This window comes from Methylomonas rhizoryzae, assembly GCF_008632455.1.
Lineage (GTDB): Bacteria > Pseudomonadota > Gammaproteobacteria > Methylococcales > Methylomonadaceae > Methylomonas > Methylomonas rhizoryzae.
The window spans coordinates 1,306,784-1,329,889 of record NZ_CP043929.1; the positions used below are offsets into that span (position 1 = coordinate 1,306,784).

At 54.9% G+C, this 23,106-nt stretch carries 19 protein-coding genes; 14 read left to right on the forward strand and 5 right to left on the reverse strand.

Going from position 1 to position 23,106, the window contains the following annotated elements; all coding sequences use genetic code 11:
* Positions 1 to 36 precede the first annotated feature (36 nt).
* A complete protein-coding gene (locus tag F1E05_RS06145; protein ID WP_150047458.1) occupies positions 37 to 1,416 on the reverse strand; it encodes an L-serine ammonia-lyase in 1,380 nt (459 codons plus the stop codon).
* Positions 1,417 to 2,016: 600 nt separating this feature from the next.
* Here F1E05_RS06145 and F1E05_RS06150 point away from each other — a divergent pair.
* The 8 genes from F1E05_RS06150 (at position 2,017) to F1E05_RS06185 (ending at position 13,757) form a co-directional block, all read left to right on the forward strand.
* Complete coding sequence (locus F1E05_RS06150) at positions 2,017 to 2,322, forward strand: DEAD/DEAH box helicase family protein (RefSeq protein WP_232056797.1); 306 nt, start codon at positions 2,017 to 2,019, stop codon at positions 2,320 to 2,322.
* Between the two features lie 322 nt (positions 2,323 to 2,644).
* The gene (locus F1E05_RS06155; RefSeq protein ID WP_150047459.1) at positions 2,645 to 3,106 is read left to right on the forward strand and encodes a DUF4381 domain-containing protein; all 462 of its coding nucleotides are present in this window, start codon (positions 2,645 to 2,647) and stop codon (positions 3,104 to 3,106) included.
* Positions 3,103 to 4,089, forward strand: coding sequence for a vWA domain-containing protein (locus tag F1E05_RS06160; protein ID WP_150047460.1), 987 nt, complete (start codon positions 3,103 to 3,105; stop codon positions 4,087 to 4,089). Before F1E05_RS06155 ends, F1E05_RS06160 begins: the two co-directional genes overlap by 4 nt.
* On the forward strand, positions 4,065 to 5,972 hold the full coding sequence (locus tag F1E05_RS06165; RefSeq protein ID WP_332095531.1) for a VWA domain-containing protein: 1,908 nt from the start codon (positions 4,065 to 4,067) through the stop codon (positions 5,970 to 5,972). Before F1E05_RS06160 ends, F1E05_RS06165 begins: the two co-directional genes overlap by 25 nt.
* A gap of 266 nt (positions 5,973 to 6,238) precedes the next feature.
* Complete coding sequence (locus F1E05_RS06170; protein ID WP_150047461.1) at positions 6,239 to 7,354, forward strand: efflux RND transporter periplasmic adaptor subunit; 1,116 nt, start codon at positions 6,239 to 6,241, stop codon at positions 7,352 to 7,354.
* Positions 7,355 to 7,368: 14 nt separating this feature from the next.
* Entirely contained in the window at positions 7,369 to 10,527 is a 3,159-nt protein-coding gene (locus tag F1E05_RS06175; RefSeq protein ID WP_150047462.1) for an efflux RND transporter permease subunit, read from the forward strand.
* Positions 10,528 to 10,532: 5 nt separating this feature from the next.
* Positions 10,533 to 11,972 carry an efflux transporter outer membrane subunit gene (locus tag F1E05_RS06180; RefSeq protein ID WP_150047463.1) on the forward strand — a complete coding sequence of 480 codons (1,440 nt, stop codon included), beginning with the start codon at positions 10,533 to 10,535 and terminating at the stop codon, positions 11,970 to 11,972.
* Positions 11,973 to 12,071: 99 nt separating this feature from the next.
* Positions 12,072 to 13,757 (forward strand): BatD family protein, encoded by a 1,686-nt coding sequence (locus tag F1E05_RS06185; RefSeq protein ID WP_150047464.1) that lies wholly within the window; start codon positions 12,072 to 12,074, stop codon positions 13,755 to 13,757.
* 60 nt (positions 13,758 to 13,817) lie between these two features.
* On the opposite strand, the gene fae is transcribed toward F1E05_RS06185, so the two are convergent.
* On the reverse strand, positions 13,818 to 14,369 hold the full coding sequence (gene fae, locus F1E05_RS06190; protein ID WP_150047465.1) for a formaldehyde-activating enzyme: 552 nt from the start codon (positions 14,367 to 14,369) through the stop codon (positions 13,818 to 13,820).
* Between the two features lie 138 nt (positions 14,370 to 14,507).
* On the opposite strand from fae, the gene F1E05_RS06195 reads away from it, so the two are divergent.
* The gene (locus F1E05_RS06195; protein WP_150047466.1) at positions 14,508 to 15,380 is read left to right on the forward strand and encodes a fumarylacetoacetate hydrolase family protein; all 873 of its coding nucleotides are present in this window, start codon (positions 14,508 to 14,510) and stop codon (positions 15,378 to 15,380) included.
* Positions 15,381 to 15,480: 100 nt separating this feature from the next.
* Positions 15,481 to 15,978, forward strand: a complete 498-nt coding sequence (locus F1E05_RS06200; RefSeq protein ID WP_150047467.1) for a hypothetical protein — start codon at positions 15,481 to 15,483, stop codon at positions 15,976 to 15,978.
* A 51-nt stretch (positions 15,979 to 16,029) separates the two neighbouring features.
* On the opposite strand, the gene F1E05_RS06205 is transcribed toward F1E05_RS06200, so the two are convergent.
* On the reverse strand, positions 16,030 to 17,919 hold the full coding sequence (locus tag F1E05_RS06205; protein ID WP_150047468.1) for a potassium transporter Kup: 1,890 nt from the start codon (positions 17,917 to 17,919) through the stop codon (positions 16,030 to 16,032).
* A 206-nt stretch (positions 17,920 to 18,125) separates the two neighbouring features.
* On the opposite strand from F1E05_RS06205, the gene F1E05_RS06210 reads away from it, so the two are divergent.
* The 3 genes from F1E05_RS06210 to F1E05_RS06220 all read left to right on the forward strand — a co-directional run bounded on the left by F1E05_RS06210 (position 18,126) and on the right by F1E05_RS06220 (position 20,188).
* The gene (locus tag F1E05_RS06210; protein WP_150047469.1) at positions 18,126 to 18,932 is read left to right on the forward strand and encodes an energy transducer TonB; all 807 of its coding nucleotides are present in this window, start codon (positions 18,126 to 18,128) and stop codon (positions 18,930 to 18,932) included.
* Between the two features lie 170 nt (positions 18,933 to 19,102).
* Positions 19,103 to 19,768 carry a MotA/TolQ/ExbB proton channel family protein gene (locus F1E05_RS06215; RefSeq protein ID WP_150047470.1) on the forward strand — a complete coding sequence of 222 codons (666 nt, stop codon included), beginning with the start codon at positions 19,103 to 19,105 and terminating at the stop codon, positions 19,766 to 19,768.
* A 9-nt stretch (positions 19,769 to 19,777) separates the two neighbouring features.
* Positions 19,778 to 20,188: an ExbD/TolR family protein gene (locus F1E05_RS06220; RefSeq protein WP_150047471.1), complete on the forward strand. Its 411-nt coding sequence runs from the start codon at positions 19,778 to 19,780 to the stop codon at positions 20,186 to 20,188.
* 177 nt (positions 20,189 to 20,365) lie between these two features.
* On the opposite strand, the gene F1E05_RS06225 is transcribed toward F1E05_RS06220, so the two are convergent.
* Both F1E05_RS06225 and F1E05_RS06230 read right to left on the reverse strand, forming a co-directional pair.
* Positions 20,366 to 21,097, reverse strand: coding sequence for a class I SAM-dependent methyltransferase (locus F1E05_RS06225; protein ID WP_150047472.1), 732 nt, complete (start codon positions 21,095 to 21,097; stop codon positions 20,366 to 20,368).
* A 48-nt stretch (positions 21,098 to 21,145) separates the two neighbouring features.
* Positions 21,146 to 21,934 (reverse strand): sterol desaturase family protein, encoded by a 789-nt coding sequence (locus F1E05_RS06230; protein WP_150047473.1) that lies wholly within the window; start codon positions 21,932 to 21,934, stop codon positions 21,146 to 21,148.
* A 3-nt stretch (positions 21,935 to 21,937) separates the two neighbouring features.
* Between F1E05_RS06230 and F1E05_RS06235 the strand changes: the two genes are divergently transcribed.
* Positions 21,938 to 23,083 (forward strand): GlxA family transcriptional regulator, encoded by a 1,146-nt coding sequence (locus tag F1E05_RS06235; RefSeq protein WP_150047474.1) that lies wholly within the window; start codon positions 21,938 to 21,940, stop codon positions 23,081 to 23,083.
* The last annotated feature ends 23 nt before the right edge of the window (positions 23,084 to 23,106 follow it).

Consider the following 23,106-nt stretch of genomic DNA (forward strand, 5'->3'; position numbering starts at 1 on the left):
CTGTCAAGATTAACGCATGGCAATCACTCCGGCCGATCAACATTCAATCAAATTCACCGCCAAACCACCCCGTGAAGTCTCCTTATATTTGGTTTTCATGTCGGCGCCGGTGTCGCGCATGGTCTTGATGACTTTATCCAGCGACACGAAATGGCTGCCGTCGCCGCGCAAGGCGATGCGGGCGGCATTGATGGCTTTTACCGCGCCCATCGCGTTGCGCTCTATGCACGGTACCTGCACCAGGCCGCCGACCGGGTCGCAGGTCAGGCCCAAATTGTGTTCCATACCGATTTCGGCGGCGTTTTCCACTTGCGCCGGGCTGCCGCCCAGTACTTCCGCCAGCGCGCCGGCGGCCATGGAGCAAGCCACGCCGACTTCGCCCTGGCAGCCGACTTCGGCCCCGGACAGCGAGGCGTTTTCTTTGTACAAAATCGCAATCGCCGCGGCGGTCAACAAAAAGCGGATCACGCCGTCTGCGTCGGCATCCGGACAGAAGCGCCAGTAATAATGCAACACCGCCGGGATGATGCCGGCGGCGCCGTTGGTCGGCGCGGTCACCACCCGGCCGCCGGCGGCGTTTTCTTCGCTGACCGCCAAGGCGAACAGGTTGACCCATTCCATGGTGCCGACCGGCAGATTGGGCGTTTGCCGCGGAATTTCGCCGCTGAGCTGGCGATACAGATTGGCGGCGCGGCGTTTGACCTTCATGCCGCCCGGCATCACCCCTTCTTGGCGCAAGCCGCGTTCGACGCAGGCTTGCATCACTTGCCAGATGTGCAGCAACTTGGCGCGGATTTCGGCTTCCGGCAGCCAGGCCTTTTCGTTGCGCAGCATCAGTTCGCTGATCGGCTGGCGGTGAGTTTTACACAGTTTCAGCAAGGCGTCGCCGGTTTTGAACGGGTAGGGTAGGCAGGTGTCGTCGTTGTCCAGCTTGTCCTGCGCTGCCGCCGCGCCTGTGACTACGAAGCCGCCGCCGACCGAGTAGTAATCGCTTTGCAGCAATTCGGCGCCGCCGACATCGTACACGGTGAAGCGCATGCCGTTGGAATGAAACGGCAGGACTTTACGCTGAAACAGCAAATCGGTTTTTTCGTTGAACGGCACGGGCCGGCGCTGCAGCAGGCGCAGATGGCCGGATTCTCGGATCGCCGCCAGCCGGGCCGGAATGATTTCCGGATCGATCAAATCCGGCGTTTCGCCTTCCAACCCCAACAGGACGGCTTTATCGGTGCCGTGGCCTTTGCCGGTGGCGCCCAGGGAGCCGAACAATTCCACTTTCAAGCGGGCAACTTGCTCTAGCTGGCCTTGCTCGGCCAATTTGCCGGCAAAGGTCATGGCGGCCCGCATCGGCCCGACGGTGTGCGAGCTGGACGGGCCTATGCCGATTTTGAAGATGTCGAATACGCTGATGGCCATGATTCACCCGATTGGTGCGTAAAGTGGGCAGGAAACGGTTAACGCTGAAATCCAGCAATTGCTGTGCCGCTCCGCCACCGTAGCATATCCGGCTGGCGTATGCGGCTTAATGTCGAACGCCGTAACTATCCCTTACCAAGTCTTAGTGTGTATTCTGAAATTAACATGCCATTTGCACTTGTCAAAGTCCGGGTTGGCGTGCCGTGCGACGGATTCCGGGCGGAGAGTATTTTAGAGCCGGAGGCAGCTGATTATTCGCAGCTAAAGTGCGGATCATCTTTGCTTATTACTAAACACTGTTCAATTTCATGCGCTGGATGCGGAAACGAAGTGTTGGCGAACAACGGTTACGGATAGTTGACCCGGGTTATCGCAAAATTATCGGGTTACTTTGTCTGTCTTGCTATTAAGGCGATCGTTGACGGAATAGTTTTAAGCCATTGAATGATCCTAACGTTCATGAAAAAGCGGCATTCACCCCAGCAAATAAAAGTTTTTCTGTGGGAGCGACGCCCTCGTCGCGACGAGGGCGTCGCTCCCACTATGACTTTCATAGTAAAGACATTAATTCGCCAATCAAGCATAAGGGCTTAACCGAAAGTGATCCACTGTTTGACCCGCTATCAAACCCAATACTACGCATGGCTGTTGACTCGTCGCTCGGCGGGCGACAGCGTGGAGTCGTTGGCGTCCACCTTGGTCGATGCCCAAGTAGACCTTAATCCGCACCAGGTCGAGGCGGCACCGTTTGCTTGCAAGAATCCGCTTTCTCGCGGTGTAATTCTGGCCGATGAAGTCGGCTTGGTGATTTCCCGGCACTGGGCGGAACGCCGTTGGCAGATTTTAATGACCGTTCCCGCCAACTTGCGCAAGCAATGGTATCAAGAGCCTCCTGCGTCAGCGTAAACGCGATGGCTTGGTTGCGGAAACAAAGGCTTGCACTTGGTCCGGTGTTTTTAATCCTTGAGTTTGTATGGTCACGATCATGCCTCCATGATCCCAACTTTTGCGCTTCCGGGCTCATCTCACGCTGGAAATACAGCACCTCGCTCAGGCTCATGTGTCATTGGACAAGGCTTGGGCTATCCGGCGGAACAGACATAGGTATAATGGCCTGATGAAGTGCCGACCGCATATAGGGAACTGTCGAATCAATATCCTGTCCTCAATGGGTCGCCGCCTGTGGTTGCGGACGGCGGATTGACTCTGTTCGGGTATCGTCGAAAACATGGATCAGCTACCTTTAAAAGACATTCATTTACCGCAAACCATCGGCTGGTGGCCGCCGGCTCCCGGCTGGTGGTTAGTCGCATTGGCGCTTGGGCTGGCTGTGTGGGCCGGCGTGCGTTGGTTTAGACGTTTACGCCGGCTGCCCGTTTATAAGGAAGCTCAACGCGTATTAAACGACTTGCGCGCACAAGGCGGAGATAGCCGAACGATCGTCTCCGCCTTATCCGAATTGTTGCGCCGGGTGGCTATTTCCGGCCGGGCAAGAGAACAAGTCGCCAGCTTGCGCGGGGAAGCATGGCTGAACTATTTGGACCGCTCTTTGCCGGATGCACCTTTCAGTCGTGGATTGGGGCGCTGCCTGGCCGACGCCCATTACCGGCCGGAATTAGCGGACGTGGACGTGGCGGCTTTGTTCGATTTGTGTGAACGCTGGCTGAAGCAGCAGGGAAAACAAGGATGATCAATTTTCAATGGCCGTGGTTACTTGCCGTGATGCCGTTGCCGTTGCTGCTGCGCTGGTGGTTGCCGCCGAAACCGCAAGCCGAGCAGGCAGCCCTGATCGTACCGTTTTTGGATGATTTGCCTAGCCGGGTGCCGCGTTACGTGGTTAATGTGCAAACCTGGCCTTGGCGCTTGGCGGTTATGGCCTGGATATGCTTGGTGGTAGCCGCTACCCGGCCGCAATGGCTGGGCGAGCCGCTGGAGCTGGCCGTCAGCGGACGGGATTTGATGCTGGCAGTCGACGTGTCCGGCAGCATGGAAGAAAAGGATTTTGTCATCAACGATAAGCGCTACGATAGATTGACGGCGACCAAATACGTCGTCAGCGATTTCGTGCAGCGCCGGGTAGGCGATAGGATAGGCTTGGTCTTGTTCGGCACCAGGGCCTATTTGCACGTGCCGTTGACCTTCGACCGCAAAACCGTGGAAACCTTGTTGAACGAAGCGTTCATCGGCATTACCGAAGACGATCCGCAAACCTCCATAGGCGACGCGATCGGTTTGGCGGTCAAGCGGCTGGAAAACGAAAAAAGCGAAAGCCGCGTGTTGATATTGCTGACCGACGGCGCCAACACCGCCGGCGAATTGACGCCGCTGAAAGCCGCGGAAATTGCCGCCCGGCACCATCTGAAAATTTATACCGTCGGCATAGGCGCCGACGAAATGCTGGTCCGCAGTCTGTTCGGGACCCGGCGGGTCAACCCGTCCGCCGATTTGGACGAAAAGACCTTGCAAGCTATCGCCAACACCACCGGCGGACGCTATTTTCGGGCTAGAAATACCGAGGAATTGGAGCAGATATACAGCTTATTGGATCAATTGGAGCCGGTGGAAAAAGACAAACAATTTTTTCGGCCTCGCACCGATTTGTTCTATTGGCCGTTGGCCGCCGCAGCCTGTTTGGTCGCGGGCTTGGTGTGGCTGCGCTTGAGGACGGCTTGATGGCGAGCGAGTTTCATTTTCTGCGTCCCTGGTGGTTGCTGGCTTTAGTGCCGGCGGCCGCGTTGCTGTTTGCCTTGTGTATTCGGCCGTTGCGGCGCGGCGACTGGTTACAGGTTTGCGACCCGGAACTCTTGCCTTACATTTTGCGGCAACAACCGCAGCTACGCCATGCGGCGGCTTGGCTGCCGCATGGCGTAGCGGTGTTGTTGACGGTATTGGCCTTGGCCGGGCCGACTTGGCAGCGTTTAGCCGGGCCGGCGTTTCGTAACGATTCCGCATTGGTGATTGCGCTGGATTTATCCAAATCCATGGACGCCGGCGACTTAAAGCCCAGCCGTCTGAGCAGGGCCCGATACAAAATAGCGGATATATTGCAACAACGTAAAGACGGGCAAACCGCGCTATTAGTTTATAGCGGCGACGCTTTTACCGTGACGCCGCTGACGACCGATACGGCGACTATCAACAGTCAACTGGAAGCGTTGACGACCGGGATTATGCCCAGTCCCGGCAGCAATACCCGGATAGCCTTGCAGCGTAGTGCGGATTTGTTGCGCCAAGCCGGTTTGACGCAAGGCAATATTTTATTGGCCACCGACGGCGTGGAAGCCGACAGCGTTGCCGCAGCGCGTGAGTTAGCCGCCACCTACCCGGTATCGGTTCTGGCGTTGGGCAGCCCGGAAGGTGCACCTATCCCGTTATCCGGTGGAGGTTTTTTGAAAGACGCCGGCGGCAATATCGTGATCGCAAAAACCGATACCGATCAGTTGGCGGTACTGGCGGCGGCAGGCGGCGGAGTGTTTCAGGCCGCCACCGCCGACGACGCCGACGTGGAACGGCTAAGTCGTTTGTTTAATCGTCCGCTCGAAGATGGGCGGGGGCCGCAAGCCGATTTGCAGTTGCAGCAATGGGACGACAAAGGCCCTTGGTTATTGCTGCCGGTTTTGGCGTGGGCGGCTGTACAGTTCAGAAAAGGTGTGTTGCTTTTGGCGTTTGCCGTTCTGCTGCCCTTGCCTAAACCGGCGATGGCTTGGGATTGGCCGGATTTTTGGCGGACGTCGGACCAGCAAGCGCAACAGGCCTTCGACCGGCAAGCGTATGCGCAAGCGGCCGAGACCTTCACCGATCCCGAATGGCGCGCGGCGGCCCACTATCGGGCAGGGCAGTACCAAGCGGCTGCCGATACCCTGAAGGATGTCCAAACTGCCGACGGTCTATACAATCGCGCTAATGCATTGGCAAAAGCCGGGCGGTTGCAGGATGCGCTAACAGCCTACGAGCAGGCCTTGCAGCACGACCCCAATCACGCCGACGCAAAATACAACAAGCAACTGGTCGAACGGCAGTTGCAGCAGCAACAAGCGCAAAACCAACAAAATCAGCAAGATCAGCAAGATCAGCAAGATCAGAAAGATCAGAAAGATCAGAAAGATCAGAAAGATCAGCCGTCGTCGGACTCGCATTCCAGGCAACAAGAGGGCGCTTCGGCTGAAAATTCTCGGCAAGAGTCCGACGCGCTGCCGAAACCGGCCGAGGCCCAACAGGCGTCCCCCCAATCCGCAGTCTCGGAACTAAATGCCCAAGCTGCTAATTCGAGTTCGGATGAAAATCCAGCGAAATTCGATGAGGACAAAAAGCCTGAGCGGGAAGAGTCGTCGGATTTGCCGGACGACGCGCGGCGGCCTACCAATAATCCTAAGCCCGACCAAGTCCGGCATTCGGGACAAAAACAGGCGTTAGCCAGCGACGAAGACGAAGCGACTCGTGCCAATCAACAGCTGTTAAAACGCATTCCGGACGATCCGACCGGATTGTTAAGGCGAAAATTCAAGTTTCAATACGGACAGCGCGACCCGCCCGGGTATTCCGGCCCGGATTGGTGAACCCGGATGGGGAGCCAGTTCGATCGAGTGCATGGCGGCTTAGGCCGAAGCCGGAAGCGAAGCGGTTTCTCGCGCTTGCAACGGCTCTGCAAGCCCGTAAAGTTCGCATGCTTTTGAGCGATTTACTGCACTCTGTCATTTATTAGTATCCGATTAATGACCGGGTATGCCTTTATTTAACGATAGAATTAGTTACGGTTTTGTTTTAGCGCCGTATCCGGCTATTGCACCTGCCGAAATATAATTCGTACAGATCGCGATTTAATATGAACTATCAGCAAATATTGTTTATTTCTAGCGCTATTTTGGTTCAGGCCTGCGGCCAGCAGCAAGAGCATAAGCTTAAACTAGAAACTTATCAGGTGATTACTCCGTTGGTGAAGGATACGGTTTATATCAGCGAATATGTCGCCGAAATACAATCGGTGCGCTATGTGGAAGTTCGCAGCAAGATCAAAGGTTTCATCGAAAAGAATTACGTGGACGAAGGCCAGATCGTCAAAAAAGGCCAATTATTATTCACGCTGAATTACTTGGAGTTCGAAAAGGAACTGCAAAAAGCCGAAGCCGATTACAAAGCGGCGTTAGCCGACCTGAAGGCGGCGGAAGTCGAATTCGGTAACGTCAGGCATTTGCAGGAAAAAAACATCGTCTCCAAGGCGGAATTGGATGTATTGCAGGCCAGGGTAAATGCCTTGAAGGCCAAGGTGGAAGAAGCCGTGGCGCATAAAGAGCAAGTGGCTTTGCATTTGTCGTATGCGCAGATCAAGGCGCCTTACGATGGCATTATCAACCGCATACCACACAAAATGGGCAGTCTAGTTGAAGAAGGCGATATGTTGACCTCGATTTCCGATAATCACGAGATTTTTGCCTACTTTAATTTATCGGAAATCGATTATCTCAATTATATTTCCAGTGGTGAGAAGGAAATAAAAACGGTGAGTTTAAGGCTTGTTAATAACGAAGTTTATCCTTACAAAGGTAAAATCGAGGTAATAGAAAGCGAGTTCGATAAAGAAACAGGAAACATTGCATTTCGGGCTCGATTTCCCAATCCGGACGCCATATTGAAACACGGGGCAAACGGAAAAATTATCGTAGAAAAGCAGCTGGAAAATGCGCTGATTATTCCGCAAAAATCTACATTCGAAATTCAGGATAAAACCTATGTATTCACGGTAGATAAAAATAACGTGTTAAAACAGCGCAATATCGTGCCTAAAATGCGGTTTACCGATTTTTATGCGGTGGAGTCCGGTTTAAGCAAAGACGAAAAATTAATTTTCGAAGGTGTAGAAACCGCCAAAGACGGGGCCGCAATCGAACCGGTTTATGTCGATCTGGCGGCGGTTATGCCTATGGACGGCAAAGCCGAATAAACGGAGTCAAGCCCATGACCTCTAAATTCATCCATCGTCCGGTCCTGTCCATCGTCATTTCGGTGTTGATAACCTTGATCGGACTACTCTCATTGCTACAAATGCCGATCACCCAATTTCCGGATATTGCGCCGCCGGAAGTCACGGTGACTACCAAGTTTACCGGTGCGAATGCGGAAGTGGTGGTCAAAGCGGTGATTACCCCGTTAGAACGGGTGATCAACGGCGTACCCGGCATGAGTTACATGTCGTCCGTGGCCGGCAACGATGGCAGTGGTTTGATTAGCATCGTATTTAAACCGGGGACCAATCCGGACGTGGCGGCGGTTAACGTACAGAACCGGGTATCGTCGGCCATGGACGAACTTCCGGCCGAGGCGATCAAGGCCGGGGTGATCGTCGAGAAGGTGCAAAACGCCATGCTGCTATACATCAATATCCTCAGCACCGATCCCGGCATAGACGAAAAATTTCTGTTCAATTTCACCGATATCAACGTGCTCAAGGAGCTGAAGCGCATAGAAGGCGTGGGTTTCGCGGAAATTTTGGGCTCCCGCGAATATGCGATGCGGGTATGGCTGAAGCCGGACAAATTGGTGATGTACAACATTTCGGCCAACGAAATCGTCGACAAATTGAAAGAGCAAAACGTCGAGGCGGCACCGGGCAAGATAGGCGAAAGCTCCGGCAAAGAGGCGCAGGCCCTGCAATACGTGTTGCGTTATACCGGCAAATACAATACCCAGGAAGGTTACGAAAACATCGTGTTGTCCGGCAGCGATAGCGGCGAAATCGTCCGCTTGAAAGACGTTGCCGACATTGAATTCGATTCCAAGGATTACAACGTGTTGTCCAAAGAAAACGGCAGGCCGTCCGCCGCAATTTTGCTGAAACAGCGGCCCGGCAGCAATGCCAAAGAGGTGATCGAGAACATCAAGAACACCATGGCGACCATTAAAGCCAACTCGTTTCCGCCGGGTATGGATTACAACGTCAGCTACGACGTGTCCAAATTTTTAGACGCGTCGATACACGAAGTACTGAAAACCTTGTTCGAAGCGTTCGTGTTGGTTGCGCTGGTAGTGTTCATCTTTTTGCAGGACTTGCGTTCCACCGTGATTCCGATTATCGCCGTGCCGGTTTCCTTGATAGGTACCTTTTTCTTCATGCAATTACTGGGTTTTTCGCTGAATCTGATCACCTTGTTCGCCCTGGTGCTGGCGATCGGCATCGTGGTGGATAACGCCATCGTGGTGGTGGAGGCGGTACACGCCAAAATGGAGCACGCGCACATGGGGCCCAAACGCGCTACGGAAGCCGCGATGCGGGAAATCAGCGGTGCGATTGTGGCTATTACCCTGGTCATGTCGGCGGTGTTTATACCGGTTTCGTTCATGGAGGGGCCGGAAGGGGTGTTTTACCGGCAATTTTCGTTGACCATGGCAATTTCAATTGTGCTGTCGGGGGTCACCGCTTTGACCTTGACACCGGCTTTGTGCGCGATGTTTTTGCAAAACTTGCACGACCATAACAGCCGGGAAGCCTCGCGGATGCAAACGTTTTTCGGCGGTTTCAACCGTTGGTACGACGGCTTGTCGGCGCGGTACAAACGCATTATTTCCTGGATCGGCAACCGGACTCTGGTGACCTTCGCATTTTTGCTGGTGTTTTCGCTAGGTGCCGGCTTGATTGGCTCCACGGTGCCGTCGGGTTTTATTCCGGAAGAAGACCAGGGTACGATTTACGCCAATATCACTACCCCGTCCGGTGCGACGTTAGAGCGGACCGAGAAAGTATCCAACGAGGTGCGCAAAGTGGCGGCGGAGTTGACCGAAGTCGAGTCGGTTTCCAGTTTGGCGGGCTATAGCATTTTGTCGGAAGGCACAGGTGCCGTGTACGGCATGAATCTGATCAGCCTTAAAAATTGGGAGGAGCGGCAAGCATCCGATAAAGACATCATCAAGTCGTTGGAAGAAAAAACCCGTTACATCAAAGACGCCAGTGTGGAGTTTTTCACGCCGCCGCCGGTGCCGGGCTACGGTAATTCCAGCGGTTTCGAAATGCGCTTGTTGGACAAAACCGGTTCCGACGATCTGGGCAAGCTGCAGAAAGTCGCCGACGCCTTTGTGGAAGAGTTGAATAAAAGGCCGGAAATCAGCAATGCATTTACTACTTTCAATGCCGCTTTTCCGCAATTCGTTTTACATATCGACGGCGACAAGGCCGCCAAAATCGGCGTGACGGCGGACAATGCCATGAGCACGCTGCAAACCTTGATAGGCAGCGAATACGCCACCAATTTCATTCGCTTCGGCCAATTGTATAAAGTAATGGTGCAAGCCTTGCCGGAATACCGCGCTCAACCGGAAGATTTGATGGAGTTGTACATCAAAAACGATGCCGGCCACATGGTGCCGTTTTCCTCGTTTTTAAGCGTGGAAAAAGTTTACGGCCCCGAGCAAATCACCCGCTACAACATGTACACCTCGGCCTTGGTCAACGGCCAACCGGCTTTGGGATATAGCAGCGGCCAGGCATTGGCGGCGATCAAGGCTGTCGCGGCGCAAAAATTGCCCAAGGGTTACGGCTACGATTGGGCCGGTTCGTCGCGCGATCAGGCCAACGCCGGCCACCAAGCGATATACATCTTTATGATTTGTTTGTTGTTTGTTTATTTGTTGCTGGCTGCGCAATACGAAAGTTTTTTGCTGCCTTTCGCGGTGCTGTTGTCGTTGCCGATAGGCGTGTTCGGCGCGTTGTTTTTTTTACTGCTGATGGGTCTGGAAAACAATATCTACGCGCAAATCGCCATGATCATGCTGATCGGCATTTTGGGTAAAAACGCGATTTTGATTATCGAGTTCGCCGCCCTGAAGCATAAACAAGGCAAAAACCCGTATGAAGCGGCCATAGAGGCTGGGGTTTTACGCTTAAGGCCGATTCTGATGACTTCGTTTGCCTTCGTCGCCGGTTTGATTCCGCTGATGTTCGCATCGGGAGCCGGCGAAATCGGCAACAACACCATAGGTTCGGCTGCGGCCGGCGGCATGATTTTCGGCACCATTTTCGGCGTCGTCGTGATTCCCGGCCTGTACGTGACATTCGCGAGTATCGCGGACAGACGCTACCCTCAGGGCAAGAAAGAAGAAGCCCCCTTTACCGAAACGATTTAATTTCCATGTTGCAGAAACCAAAACGTTTTATAGCGGCGGCCTGCCTGGCGTTAACCGCCGGTGCATGCAGCCAGTTGGACACAGAATTGTCCATTCAAAAACCGGAATTGCCGGCCGAATTCAGCGGGTATAAAGATGCCGGCAGCAGCGTTCGCCCGGCGGAAATCGATTGGCGCGATTATTTTTCCGATCCGCAATTGATAGTCTTGATCGATGCCGCAGTCTCCAATAATCCGGATCTGCAAATGGCGTTGCAGCGCATCGAAGCCTCGCGCTCCAGCGTCAAATTGGCCAATGCGGCCTTGTTGCCGAAAGTCGATTTGGCTATCGGCGGCGGTATGCGTAAATTCGGCCAATACACCATGGACGGGGCCGGTAATGCTACCACCGATATAACTCCCGGCAATACCGTGCCGGAGGTGTTGCCGGACATTTTCGTCGGCTTGCAATCGTCTTGGGAAATCGACGTGTGGGGAAAGCTGCGCAATCAACGCAGCGCCGCGGCTTCCAGCTATTTGTCCAGCATAGACGCGGCAAATTTCGTCATCTCCAATCTGGTTGCGGACGTGGCGATCTATTACAACGAGTTGCTGGCGTTGGATCACGAGTTGGATATTATCCGGGCGACGATACGTAAAGAACAGGAAGCCTTAGACGTCATCAAATGGCAAAAAGAAGCCGGGCGCGCCAATGAACTGGCGGTACAGCAATTTCAAGCGGAAGTGTTGAATACCCAGGTGTCGGAAAAAAACGCCTTGCAGCACATCACCGAAATAGAAAACAAAATCAATTTTCTGTTGGGCCGTTATCCTCAACCTATCCCGCGTAGCAAAGAGGTGTTCTTCGTCGAACCCAACCACAGACTTGCGGCCGGGGTGCCGTCGCAATTGCTGGAAAACCGGCCGGACATCCGGGCGGCGGAATTCGACATACAGGCTAGCCAGTTCGATCTGCAAGCCGCTAAGGCCGCGTTTTATCCCAACGTCAACATTACCGCCACTTTCGGTTTTCAAGCCTTCGATCCGGAATTTTTGTTTCAATCCCCGGCTTCTTTGGCTTATTCGGTATTCGGCCAATTGATCACCCCCTTGGTCAACAAAAATGCCTTGGAAGCACGCTTCAACACCGCCAAAGCGACGCAGTTGACTGCGATGTACAATTACCAGAAGACCATACTGAACGCTTACGTCGAAGTGGCGAATCAGTTGTCCAACTTAAAAAACCTGCAACAAGTCAGCGCACTGAAACGGCAGCAAAGCGATGCCTTAAGGCATTCGGTCGAGGTATCCAACGAATTGTATAAAGCCGCCAAAGCGACCTATCTGGAGGTGCTTTACGCGCAACAAAGCGCGTTGCGCTCCAACTTGGAGTTAATCAACGCGACCAAGCAACGGCACGTTGCCGGGATCAATTTGTACAAAGCGCTGGGCGGGGGATGGCAGTAGCGCCGTTTGCACGCTAGGGATAGCTTTTGCGCCGCAACGGTCAGGTGCGGCGGAAGGTTTAGGGTAACGGTTTCCATAAAAGCATCGGTGGCTTCTAAGATGAAAAAATGGCGTTTTTTCTGGTTGGCAGGCGCGTTTGTCTTGATCGGTAATGGGGTGTTTGCGGCGGAAATCCGCGTGAATGTGGATCGCAATCCGGTCAGTCTGAACGAATCGTTTCGCATCGTGTTCAAGGCTGTGGCGCAGGTGGACGGTAGTCCGGACTTCTCCCCGTTGGAGCGGGATTTCGATATATTGAATCAGCAACGCAGCAGCAATATGTCGTGGATCAACGGCAAGAGTAGCCGGGAAGAGCAATGGATACTCGACGTGATGGCCAAGCGGGCCGGAGACTTGACGATACCGCCGATAGCCTTTGGGGCCGATCTGAGCCAAACCGTAAGCGTAAGCGTGACGGATTCCCCGCAAGCGCAGGCTGCCGACAATGCCGGCGAGGATCTGTTTTTACAAGTTCAAGCCACTCCGCAGGCACCTTACGTTCAATCGCAAGTGCTGGTTAGCGTAAAATTTTTTCGCAGGGTACAAGTTGCGCAGGCCAGTTTAACCGAGCCGGATTTGAACGACGCCTTGGTGGAAAAGCTCGGAGACGACAGTACTTATTCGACGCCGATAAACGGCGTGGACTACACGGTCACCGAGCGGCAATATGCGATTTTTCCGCAACAGTCCGGTAAATTAACCATACCGGCTTTAGTCTTGAACGCGGAAGTATTGGGCGGCAGGCAACCGCGTTTTAACGGCTTTTTTAATAGAGCGCCAACCGAAACCCGGAGAGTGAGCTCCGATGCTATCGTCCTGGACGTACAACCCGTGCCGCAAACCTACCAAGGTTCGGCCTGGCTGACGGCGGACAGTTTAACCCTCAGCCAAGTCTGGTCGGACCAAAGTCTGAGCGTTAACGTCGGCGAGCCTTTAACCCGTACCATCACCTTGAGTGCGCACGGGACGACGGTCGGGCAGTTACCGGAATTGGTGGAATCCAACGGTATTGACGGGATCAAAACCTATCCGGATCAACCCTTGTTGAAAGAAGATAAACTCAGCGGCGGTTTGACGGCTGTGCGGCAGGAAAAAATCGCATACATTCCCGGCAAGCCCGGCAGTTACACGTTGCCGCCGCTACAACTGGTTTGGTTCAATACCCGTACGCAAAAAGCCGAGACCGCCAGCTTGCCGGCTGTGACGATACAGGCGGTTGCCGCGGACGGCGGTCAAACCCGGCCGGCCGAAGTCTTGGCCCAAGACGCTTCGACCCGGCCCGATAGTCCGATTGCCGCTGCGAATACAGCCGCAATTCCTAATGATGCCGGTTACTGGCCTTGGTTGTCCGGGTTTTTAGGCTTGGGCTGGCTGCTTACCCTGGTCCGGATAGTGGTTAAATCGCGGCAGGCAAAAGCCGTGGTCGAAAGCGCGCGGCCGGTGGCGCCGCTGTTCGATTTTTCCAAACCGTTGCGCGATGCCTGCCGCCGACACGATCCCCAAGCGGCGAAAAATGTGTTGCTAGCGTGGGGGGCGCAACAGTACGGGGTGGATAATTTGGCGGCGCTGGCCGGCTGTTGCGCGCAACCGCTCCAACTCGAAATCAAGCAGCTAAACCGGTGTTTGTACGCCGGCGATTCCGGCGATTGGGACGCGCACGCCTTGGAGCGGGCCTTTGCCCAGCACGGCAAACAGCCGGATCGCGCGCCGCCGCCGCAAACCTTGGAGCCTTTATACCGGTTGTGAGCGAAACGGGCCGGCGCCTGGCAATAGAATGTCAGGCGCTTTGCACGCTTTATCAGGCATTTACCACTGGGATTCGCCGGTCTCCGGGTCGTACATTTCGTGGAAAATTTTGTGCCGGTTGGCGATGAGCTCGTCTATGCTGGGCGAATTGCTCATGGCGCGTTGAATCGCCAGTTTCATCGCTTCGTAATTGGTGCGGTATAAGTCTTTGCGGTCCAAGTCGGGATTGCCGGCGCAGGAAGGGTCTATCCAGAGCATCGCGATGATGCAGAGTTCGTTGGCTTGCAGCCGAGGGATGACGCCCTCGGCCACGCTGTCGATCACCGCATCGGCCACGGCCGACTGGACCGGGCCGCCGAGTAGGTTGACGTAGTCCGACGATTTGATGGTCACTTTAGGCACCATAATGGTTGCGGGACGCACCTGTTGATTGCAGGCGCGAATCGCAAACATGCGGGTATGTCCGGCGGTTTGTCCCATCAAGTTGGCGAAGGCATGCCCGGCCGGGCCTTTTACGTCGCCGATTAAAATTTCCGGCATCGCGTCGGTACCTTGCCCTTCGCTGGAAAATACCGTTGCTTCCCCTGTTCTGAACCAATACGAATCTGACATTTTTATCTCCTGGATGATGGTTACGAATAACGATTTTTAGCTGAGTGTCGGCGGCGGCATGGATAGGCTTGCGGCTTCGGCGATGCGCGCCGCCGGTACGATACAATGGCGATTTAAATATAGGTGAAAAGGCAAACGATGAAATTGGCGACATATTCCTACGGCGCTAGAATTTGGGTCGGTGCCGTGGTCGGCGACAGCGTGGTTGCGGCGACTGGGGCGGTCGACGGCGCAGGATCCATGCCGGAGTTGTTACAAGCCGGCCGGCCGGCGTTGACGGCATTGCAGGCCCTGATCGATTCCGGGGAGAATAGGCACCCGTTAGCCGAGGTGCAATTGTTGGCGCCGGTGTTGCGTCCGGGCAAGTTTTTGGGAGTAGGGTTGAATTACCCGGATCACGTGGGCGAAACCGGGCTGGAAAAGCCGGAATACCCGACCTTTTTTACCAAACAAAGTACTTGCGTGATCGGTACCGGGGCAGCGATTCATTGCCCGGCGGTTTCCGATAAGGTCGATTACGAGGGTGAATTAGGCATCGTCATCGGCAGGCGTTGCCGCAACGTTTCGGCCGGCGACGCGCCTAGCGTTATCGCCGGTTTTACGATCTGCAACGACGTAACCGTCCGCGATTGGCAACACCGTTCGCCGACTTGGACGCTGGGTAAGTCGTTCGATACTCATGGACCGATGGGGCCCTGGATAGTCACCTGCGACCAGATTGCCGATCCGCATCAATTAAACTTGAAAACCTGGGTGGACGGCGAGTTGCGGCAAAACGCCAATACCGGCGAGATGATTTTCAACGGTTACGAATTGATCGCCTATCTGAGCCAGGCGATGACACTGGAACCGGGCGACGTGATAACGACCGGGACGCCGGCCGGAGTCGGGGTAAAAATGAAACCGCGCGGTTATTTAAAGCCGGGGCAAACCGTGCGGGTGGAAATCGAAGGCATAGGTGCGTTGGTCAATCCGGTGGTCGCCGAACCGCAAGATTTTTTCGTGGCCTGAAACGTTTTTGCACATCGCTTTCCAGTTAAGTGTCGATTAAGTGAGCATTCGCTATCCTAATATCCGGTTTCGATAAAACAGGCAGGGCCTAGAGGTCGTTATGAAAACCACAACACTATTGATGCTTACTTTGGCGGCTTCAGCTGTGGTTGGCTGTGCGCCTGCGGGCTATCACCGGGGATATTCGAGTTACGGCTACGGTGGGGGCGGTTATTATGACTCCCCGTCTTATTACCAACCCGGTGGAGTCATTCAATACCGGGAAACCTATGTGGTGCCCGGCTATGGCGGCGGGGGGCATGGGCATCACGATTGGCACGGGCACCGTGGCGGCGGACGCGATAGGGATCGCCACGATGGTCATCAGCATAATGGTGGAGGCGGCCGCGGCGGCAAGCAGTGGTCCGGAAATTTCGGCTCGGCGGATGCCTTGGAAAACATGCGCAACAGCAATCGTTCCTGGCGGCAAGACCGTTCGGGCTTAGAGCGCGACTGGCAGGCTAACGGCGGCGATAGGGCCGGAGCCGGGCGTAGACGAGGCGGCGAAGGTTTCGGAAATCACGGCGGCAATCAGCAACATCGCCACCGTAAAGATTGAGATAGCCCGCTACCCCGTGCGGGCGCAAGGCTTTAGCCGTTTTGCCGACGGCTAAAGTTCGATGCGAATCCCCAGTTCTATCACCTTGTCGACCGGAATTCTGAAGAATGCGATAGGGCTGGCCGAATTGTGGGTTAAAAATTTGAACAACGACCTGCGCCAGCCCGGCATTGGGTTGTTTCGCCGGAAAGACAGCCGTTCGCTACCGACGAAAAACGAGACGGTTTTAGAGTCGATTTCCAGCCCCTCGTTGCAGCAGAGTTGCAAGGCGCGCCGCACATCCTGTTCTTCCTGAAAACCGAAATATAATTTCACTCTGTAAAAGTGGCCGCTGTCGCCGAATTCGCGAATTTTAACGCGGTGCGCTTCGTCTACGTAGGGTTCCTCTTTGGTCACTATGGTTAATACCACCATTTTGGCGTGCATCACGTGGTTATGTTCCAGATTGTGCAACAAGACTTGCGGTACGCCGTGCAAGCTGCGAGCCATGTAGATTGCGGTTCCCGGAACTTTGGCCAGCGGGTGTTCGCTGAGTTGCTGCTGCAATTCTTCGAATAACACCCGGCGTTCTTCCAAATATTTGGCCAACATTTCTTTGCCCATGATCCAAGTGGTCATGCAAGCGTACAGTGCGGCAGCCACTACCAGCGATAACCAGCCGCCGGTCGGAATTTTCAAGCTGTTGGACAGCAGGAAGATCATGTCTATCAGTAAAAAGATCGACATAAAGCCGATGCTGCTGAATTTGCCCCACTGCCATAAGATCTGAAAAACCGTATAAGCCAGTACCGTGTCGACTATCATCGTTCCGGTTACGGCGATGCCGTAAGCCGATGCCAGAGCCGACGAGGTTTTGAAGCTTAGAATGACGATGACGACCGAGGCCATCAATAACCAATTGACCGATGGAATGTAGATCTGCCCGGCATTGTTGCGGGACGGATGGAAAATTTCCATGCGCGGGCAATAGCCCAGCTGCACGGCTTGTCGGGTCACGTAAAAAGCGCCGGAAATGACGGCTTGCGAGGTGATTAACGCGGCGCATGCCGCCAAGCCGAGCAAGGGATAGCGCGCCCAAGCCGGGGCTAGCAGATAAAAGGGGTGGCTTGCCGCGCCGGGATTGTCCAGTAGCAATGCGCCCTGGCCGAAATAGTTCAGTAATAACGCCGGAAAAACCAGGCCGAACCAAGCCAGCCGTATCGGCTTCAAGCCGAATTGCCCCATGTCCGCATACAAGGTCTCCGCGCCGGTAATCACCAGCACAATAGCGCTCATAATCACAAAGCTGGTCCAGCCGGTTTCCAGGATTAAACGTACCGCATAGCTGGGATTCAAGGCGGCTAAGACTTCGGGGTGATGAACGATATTGGCGACGCCTAGAAATGCCAGGGTCGAAAACCAGACTAGCATGACGGGAGGGAAATAACGGCTGATTTGCCGGTTGGCCTTGAGTTGCAGAATAAACAAACCGGCAATAAGCAACAGGGATAGGGGGACAATCAAATTCTCCCGTTTCGGTGAAATGACGCTAATGCCTTCCATCGCACCGAGTACGGATATCGCCGGGGTGATGATGCTGTCGCCGTAAAATAAGGACGCGCCCAGCAGCCCCAGCGTGACGACCAGCTTCTTGCGTTCCGGGTTGGTTTTGCAAGCTTGCGAGGCCAAGGCCATCAAGGCCATAATGCCACCTTCGCCTTTGTTGTTGGCCCGCATGATGAAAATCGTGTATTTGCTGGTGACCACCAGCACCAAGGCCCAAAAGATCAACGAGAGCACCCCCAATATGTGTTGAGGGTCTGCCGGTAAATTGCTATCGGCGAATACCTCTTTCAGCGCGTAAAGAGGGCTGGTGCCAATATCGGCAAATACCACACCGATTGCGCTATAGGCCAAGCCGGTTAGCGGCAATTTGGCCGAGTCAGGAAAACTTGCGGGCATACGGTATCTGCAAAAATGAGACAGTTGTGGAAATTATGCCACAGGCAGCAATTTTTACCGCGAATTTATCGGCGGCTATGGATAAAAAATGCCGCGGCATTTTGTTCGAATTAGGAAATTGTAAAGAGATGTTTTTTAAACCTGACAGTCGATGGGTTTATCCCGTAAAATGAGAATCGTTTCCATCCGTTTCTTACATGATTGATATGTTTTTTCTCAATGGCAGGGACGACGGCTTGTCCGGCCCCGCCACGTTGACATTGGGCGGCAGTCCTTCCGAGATTGTCGGGAAATCCCGTTTTCACGCGTTTTTGCGCGGCGAGGAACGTCCCAGGAATATGTGGGTTCTGCTGACCTTGTTGGTGGGGCTGGTGCATGTATTGTTATTGACCTGGCTGTATAAACCCGTCGAAACGCTGACGGAAGCCAAGCCGTTAGTCATGGAAGTATCCATGGTCGTCATCCCGGCCCCCCAACCCCAAGTGGCTCCGCCAAAGCCTGCGCCGCCACCGCCTGCAGCAAAGCAGCCTACCCCGCCGAAAAAAACGCTGCCTAAGCCGCCGGTAAAAAAACCGCCGCCTGTTGTACAAAAGCCGGCCGATTTTGCACCGCAACCCGCGGCCGAACCGGTTGCCGCCCCGGCGGAGCCTGCAACCACTAGTAGCGCCAGTAATAGTCCGGCGACTAGTAGCACCAACACTAGTGCGCCATCGAGTAGTCAGCCGACTTTTACCGAGGCGAACTACCGGGCCAACTATGCCCACAATCCCAAACCATACTATCCGCCGATAGCTAAAAGCCGCGGCTGGCAAGGCAAAGTGTTGCTCAGAGTGCAGGTTTCGGCGGACGGAACCAGCGATGCTGTGAGCGTAGAGACCTCCAGCGGGCACGAGATATTGGACGAATCTGCCGTGGAAGCTGTAAAAAAATGGCGGTTTATCCCGGCAAAACGCGGCGAAACCCCGGTAGCAAGTTCGGTCATCGTGCCTATCAGCTTTACGTTGCGCGACTGAGGTTATGTCGGCGCAATCGTTTCCGCCGGCAGGGAGGCGCGGCCAAAATCAGCATTTGGAAATTTTGATTTTGTTAAGCTTGCAAAGAACCGTATTTGCAAGCTTGTGCGGCCGAATCAGACAGAATTAGCCGGCATTTTTTTATAGAAATTACTTAGGAGAGAGTTTTAATGCCTTTTCATGTTGCACCTGCCTTCATCATCGATGGCACTCTGTACACATTGCTGGTGTTCTCGTTGATCACTTGGACCTTGATATTCTTTAAGACTTGGCAATTCGCCAGGAATACTCAATACAACAAGCGCTTCAGCAGCGCGTTTTGGGATGCGGTAGACCTGAAAGCAGCCGAACAATTGCCTGCCGAAACTCAGCGCGGCCCCAAAGCGAGGATAGCGTCTTGCGGTTTTTCCTGGCTGAGTGAATGGCGCGATCCGGTTGCCGCTGCCGCGTTAAAATTCCGCGGCGCGCCGCAGGATTTGCTGGAACAAGCCCTGCGTAAGCAAACCGAGCAAGAACAAAGGCAGATGGAAAGCGGCTTGACCATGTTGGCCAGCATTGGCAGCACGGCGCCGTTCGTCGGTTTATTCGGCACCGTGTTGGGTATCATGCATGCTTTGCACGACATCAGTGCTAGCGGTTCGGCCAGTCTTGACGTGGTGGCCGGCCCTATCGGCGATGCCTTGGTGGCAACCGCTATCGGTATCGCAGTTGCAGTTCCGGCAGTATTGGCCTATAACTTTTTCATCCGCCGCGCCAAACATCATCGGGCTTCGCTCGAACATTTCGTCGACGGTTTCTTGCATATCGCTTTCGGCAACGGGAACAACAAGGAGTAAGCAACGTTTATGGGATTCAAAACACAATCGGATGACGACGAAGCGGTAAGCGAGATTAACGTTACGCCACTGGTTGACGTGATGTTGGTGTTGGTGATTATTTTACTGGTTACCGCTCCGTTATTGACGCAATCGGTGAACGTGGCGCTGCCCAAGACCGAATCCACCACGCCGGATATCGACAAGCAACCTATGCAGCTCGGTATAGATGCTCAAGGCGGCATCACCCTCAACAAGGCGGTTGTAGCCAACTTGCCCGAACTGGAAGCAGCGTTGCAGAAAGAATTGGCAGCCAATTCCGAGTTAACTGTGCATATTTACGCCGACCAAGCGGTAACCTACGGCAAGGTGGCCGAAGTCATGGCAGCCGCTCAGCACGCGGGCATCTCCAAACTGGCCTTTGTTACGCTAGAGCAATAATTTTTGAACGGGCCGTAGGCCTGGTCATTCGGGCCCGACATACACACGCAACGAATTCTTAACGTTCAGGCAAAGCAAATGCTGCGATTAGTCTGCGGGCGGATTGCTTGGCTGGACCGGCTCGGCGAGTCTCGCCGCCGGTAGCGGCGCAAGCCGAATGCGTGCTTGATCCGCGGGCTATGGCAGGCGTTTAGCCGTTAGCTGTTGCATGCCGCGCGGGCCTGGGGCGAAGGTTACCGCAAAACCCTTGGCTTTCAGCCACTTGCCCAATTGCCCGGGTGCCAGCCTTAGTTTAGGATAATGGCTGACCCGGGTATGCCAGTGATCATCCCGGCGTTCGTGCAGAATATCGTGCACCCATACCGTTTCCGGCTGATATTCCAAAAAACAGGTCAGGATGCGATCGGCGTCGCTACGAACCGGAATGAAACGCCGCTCGCCCGTTAACGGCAGGGAATAGTCTCTAAAGCTAGCCACGAAAACCCCGTTTTCCGCTAGTGCTACGGCAAGCTGTTCGCACAACGTTTGTACGGCGGTCGTCGACGGCAGATGGGTGAGCGTGTCGCCCAGGCAAAATACCGCCGCCGGCGGCTCGGCTATGTAATTTCGAAAATTCAATAAATCGTCGTTGACGGTTAAAATCGGCAAATCGCCGCGCAGTTGGCTCAGCGTTTCCAGCAGTAACTTCGAGGTATCCAGCGCAGTAACCCGAAAGCCGGCTTGGGCCAAAGGAATGCTGTGCATGCCGAATCCCGCTCCCAGATCGACGACGCGGCCGGTGCGCGGCAACAGGGCGGACAGCGAGGCGATGTCGTCGCTACCCGCTTGTAGCGCGGCTTGGGCGCCGCCGGCCATCCAAACATATATCGGGGCTAGGTGCAGGGCATAATGATCGTTAACGGTGGACATGCTGTTTCTCGGGTTAAACGGTAATCGTTGCGGTAGTGGAAGGGGGGATTAGCCCACATTGATCCGGCCCTGAGCGCGTGGCCGGATTTGTTGACCGGAGACGTCGCGCATCAGCAACATATCCCATAGACGTGCCGAGGCACCCGGATAAAAACCGGTTCGATCGGCGAAGCCGCGCGGATTTTTAAACGTACCGAACACAATGTCCAACAACGGCAGGTCGGCGTAGTTGCCGGCATGGATGCCCTGTTGATGATGCAGGGAATGGCTTTCGGGACGTTGTACGAAATACCCCAGCCAGCGCGGGGTGCGGATGTTGGTATGCTGAAAGATACTGAAAAAGGTAGTGGCGTACAGTACCCAAACGGCCGCTTGCGGGGTGATGCCTATCAGCCAGATCAAGGTAAGACTGTTCAACGCAGTCCAGCCCAGCATATCCAGCGGGCTGAACCAAAAGGCTCCGTAACAATCCAGGCGTTCCGCACTATGGTGCCATTGGTGGAAACTGCGCCACAGCAAAGGGCTGGCGTGCATCGCCCGATGCCACAGGTATACTCCCAATTGATACAGCAGTAGGCCCAGCAAGGCGCCCGGCCAGTCGCCCAAGCCGCGCAGATCCGCCAGCGTATGAGCTTGCAAACTATCGTTCCAGATCAGCGGCAAGTAAGACGATAATAACCAAAAACAAAAGAACGCGCATAGGCCGCGCCAGTGCCAGCCGCGTACCGCCGGCAGCGCTTTGGCCGGACGCAAGGCTTCGGCCAGCATCAGTAGGCCGTACATGACAAACAGGGTAAGCGAGACAGGGTCTAGCAACAATTCGAGCGGAGTGGGCATGGCATGAATCCTAAAGAATTACGGACGGGCGTTAACATAGCTCTTTGCGGCAAAACGGACCAACGGCGTTTCGGCGCCAAACCGGACGATTCGGCCACGGGCCCGGATGCTTCGCCGTTGCCGGTAGCCATACTGGCGTTTCCGGCCAGCAGCGCCTCGGTCATTTTCGGCATGTACGATTTATTCATGTCGGTCGGGCGGGATTGGCCGCTCATCGTCAGCGGCCGGCCCGGCCCGCAACTGCTGCAACCGCTGATCGTTTCCGCGGATCCTGGGCCGGTGGAAGTCTGCAACGACATTCCGATACCGGTGGACTATGCTCTGGCGGACTGCCCGGACGCGGCGGTAATCTGCGTTCCGGAAGTCAACATTCCGCCCGGAGAGCCTCTGACCGGGTTATTCGATCGGGAAGTGGACTGGTTAAAACGGCGCTATGCGGCAGGCGCCACTTTGGCCACCGCTTGTTCCGGCACAATGCTGCTGGCGGAAGGCGGGCTGCTGGACGGACACGATGCCACCACGCATTGGGCTTATTGTCCGGTCCTGAGTCAACGTTTTCCGCAGGTCAAGGTGCATAGCCGCCGTTCCCTGGTGTGTTCCGGCGACGGCCAGCGTCTGGTCATGGCCGGCGGCGGCACCTCCTGGCTGGATTTGGCATTGTTTTTGATTGCCAGACTGGTATCGGTGGAAGCGGCGATGCAGGTTGCCAAGCTCAACTTAATCGATTGGCACCACGTCGGCCAGCAACCCTATGCCAGATTGGCGCGTACCCGCCAGGTCGACGACGCGCTGATTGCCCGTTGTCAAACCTGGATTGCCGAACATTACCGTACCGCTGCACCGGTAGCCGCGATGGCCAAGTTAAGCGGTTTGAGCGAGCGTAGCTTCAATCGGCGCTTCAAAGCCGCCACAGGATTATCGCCGCTGGAATACGTACACACGCTCCGTTTGGAGGAAGCCAAACAAATGTTGGAAGCCGGCGATTTGCCGGTAGAAACCATCGCTTTCGACGTGGGCTACGAAGACGCCGGATTTTTTAATCGCTTGTTCCAGCGCCGGGTGATGTTGACGCCGGCCCAATACCGCAAGCGGTTTCGAAGTCTGCGTCTGTCGTTGCGCGGCCAAGCGGACCCGGGAGTCATGCCCTGAGGATAGTCGAGCGCGTCCGGCAA

Bases quoted from the DNA above. Each gene is read 5' to 3' on its own strand.
- F1E05_RS06145 (WP_150047458.1), bottom strand. From the start codon at position 1,416: ATGGCCATCAGCGTATTCGACATCTTCAAAATCGGCATAGGCCCGTCC.
- F1E05_RS06155 (WP_150047459.1), top strand. From the start codon at position 2,645: ATGGATCAGCTACCTTTAAAAGACATTCATTTACCGCAAACCATCGGC.
- F1E05_RS06160 (WP_150047460.1), top strand. From the start codon at position 3,103: ATGATCAATTTTCAATGGCCGTGGTTACTTGCCGTGATGCCGTTGCCG.
- F1E05_RS06170 (WP_150047461.1), top strand. From the start codon at position 6,239: ATGAACTATCAGCAAATATTGTTTATTTCTAGCGCTATTTTGGTTCAG.
- F1E05_RS06175 (WP_150047462.1), top strand. From the start codon at position 7,369: ATGACCTCTAAATTCATCCATCGTCCGGTCCTGTCCATCGTCATTTCG.
- F1E05_RS06180 (WP_150047463.1), top strand. From the start codon at position 10,533: ATGTTGCAGAAACCAAAACGTTTTATAGCGGCGGCCTGCCTGGCGTTA.
- F1E05_RS06185 (WP_150047464.1), top strand. From the start codon at position 12,072: ATGAAAAAATGGCGTTTTTTCTGGTTGGCAGGCGCGTTTGTCTTGATC.
- fae (WP_150047465.1), bottom strand. From the start codon at position 14,369: ATGTCAGATTCGTATTGGTTCAGAACAGGGGAAGCAACGGTATTTTCC.
- F1E05_RS06195 (WP_150047466.1), top strand. From the start codon at position 14,508: ATGAAATTGGCGACATATTCCTACGGCGCTAGAATTTGGGTCGGTGCC.
- F1E05_RS06200 (WP_150047467.1), top strand. From the start codon at position 15,481: ATGAAAACCACAACACTATTGATGCTTACTTTGGCGGCTTCAGCTGTG.
- F1E05_RS06205 (WP_150047468.1), bottom strand. From the start codon at position 17,919: ATGCCCGCAAGTTTTCCTGACTCGGCCAAATTGCCGCTAACCGGCTTG.
- F1E05_RS06210 (WP_150047469.1), top strand. From the start codon at position 18,126: ATGTTTTTTCTCAATGGCAGGGACGACGGCTTGTCCGGCCCCGCCACG.
- F1E05_RS06215 (WP_150047470.1), top strand. From the start codon at position 19,103: ATGCCTTTTCATGTTGCACCTGCCTTCATCATCGATGGCACTCTGTAC.
- F1E05_RS06220 (WP_150047471.1), top strand. From the start codon at position 19,778: ATGGGATTCAAAACACAATCGGATGACGACGAAGCGGTAAGCGAGATT.
- F1E05_RS06225 (WP_150047472.1), bottom strand. From the start codon at position 21,097: ATGTCCACCGTTAACGATCATTATGCCCTGCACCTAGCCCCGATATAT.
- F1E05_RS06230 (WP_150047473.1), bottom strand. From the start codon at position 21,934: ATGCCCACTCCGCTCGAATTGTTGCTAGACCCTGTCTCGCTTACCCTG.
- F1E05_RS06235 (WP_150047474.1), top strand. From the start codon at position 21,938: ATGAATCCTAAAGAATTACGGACGGGCGTTAACATAGCTCTTTGCGGC.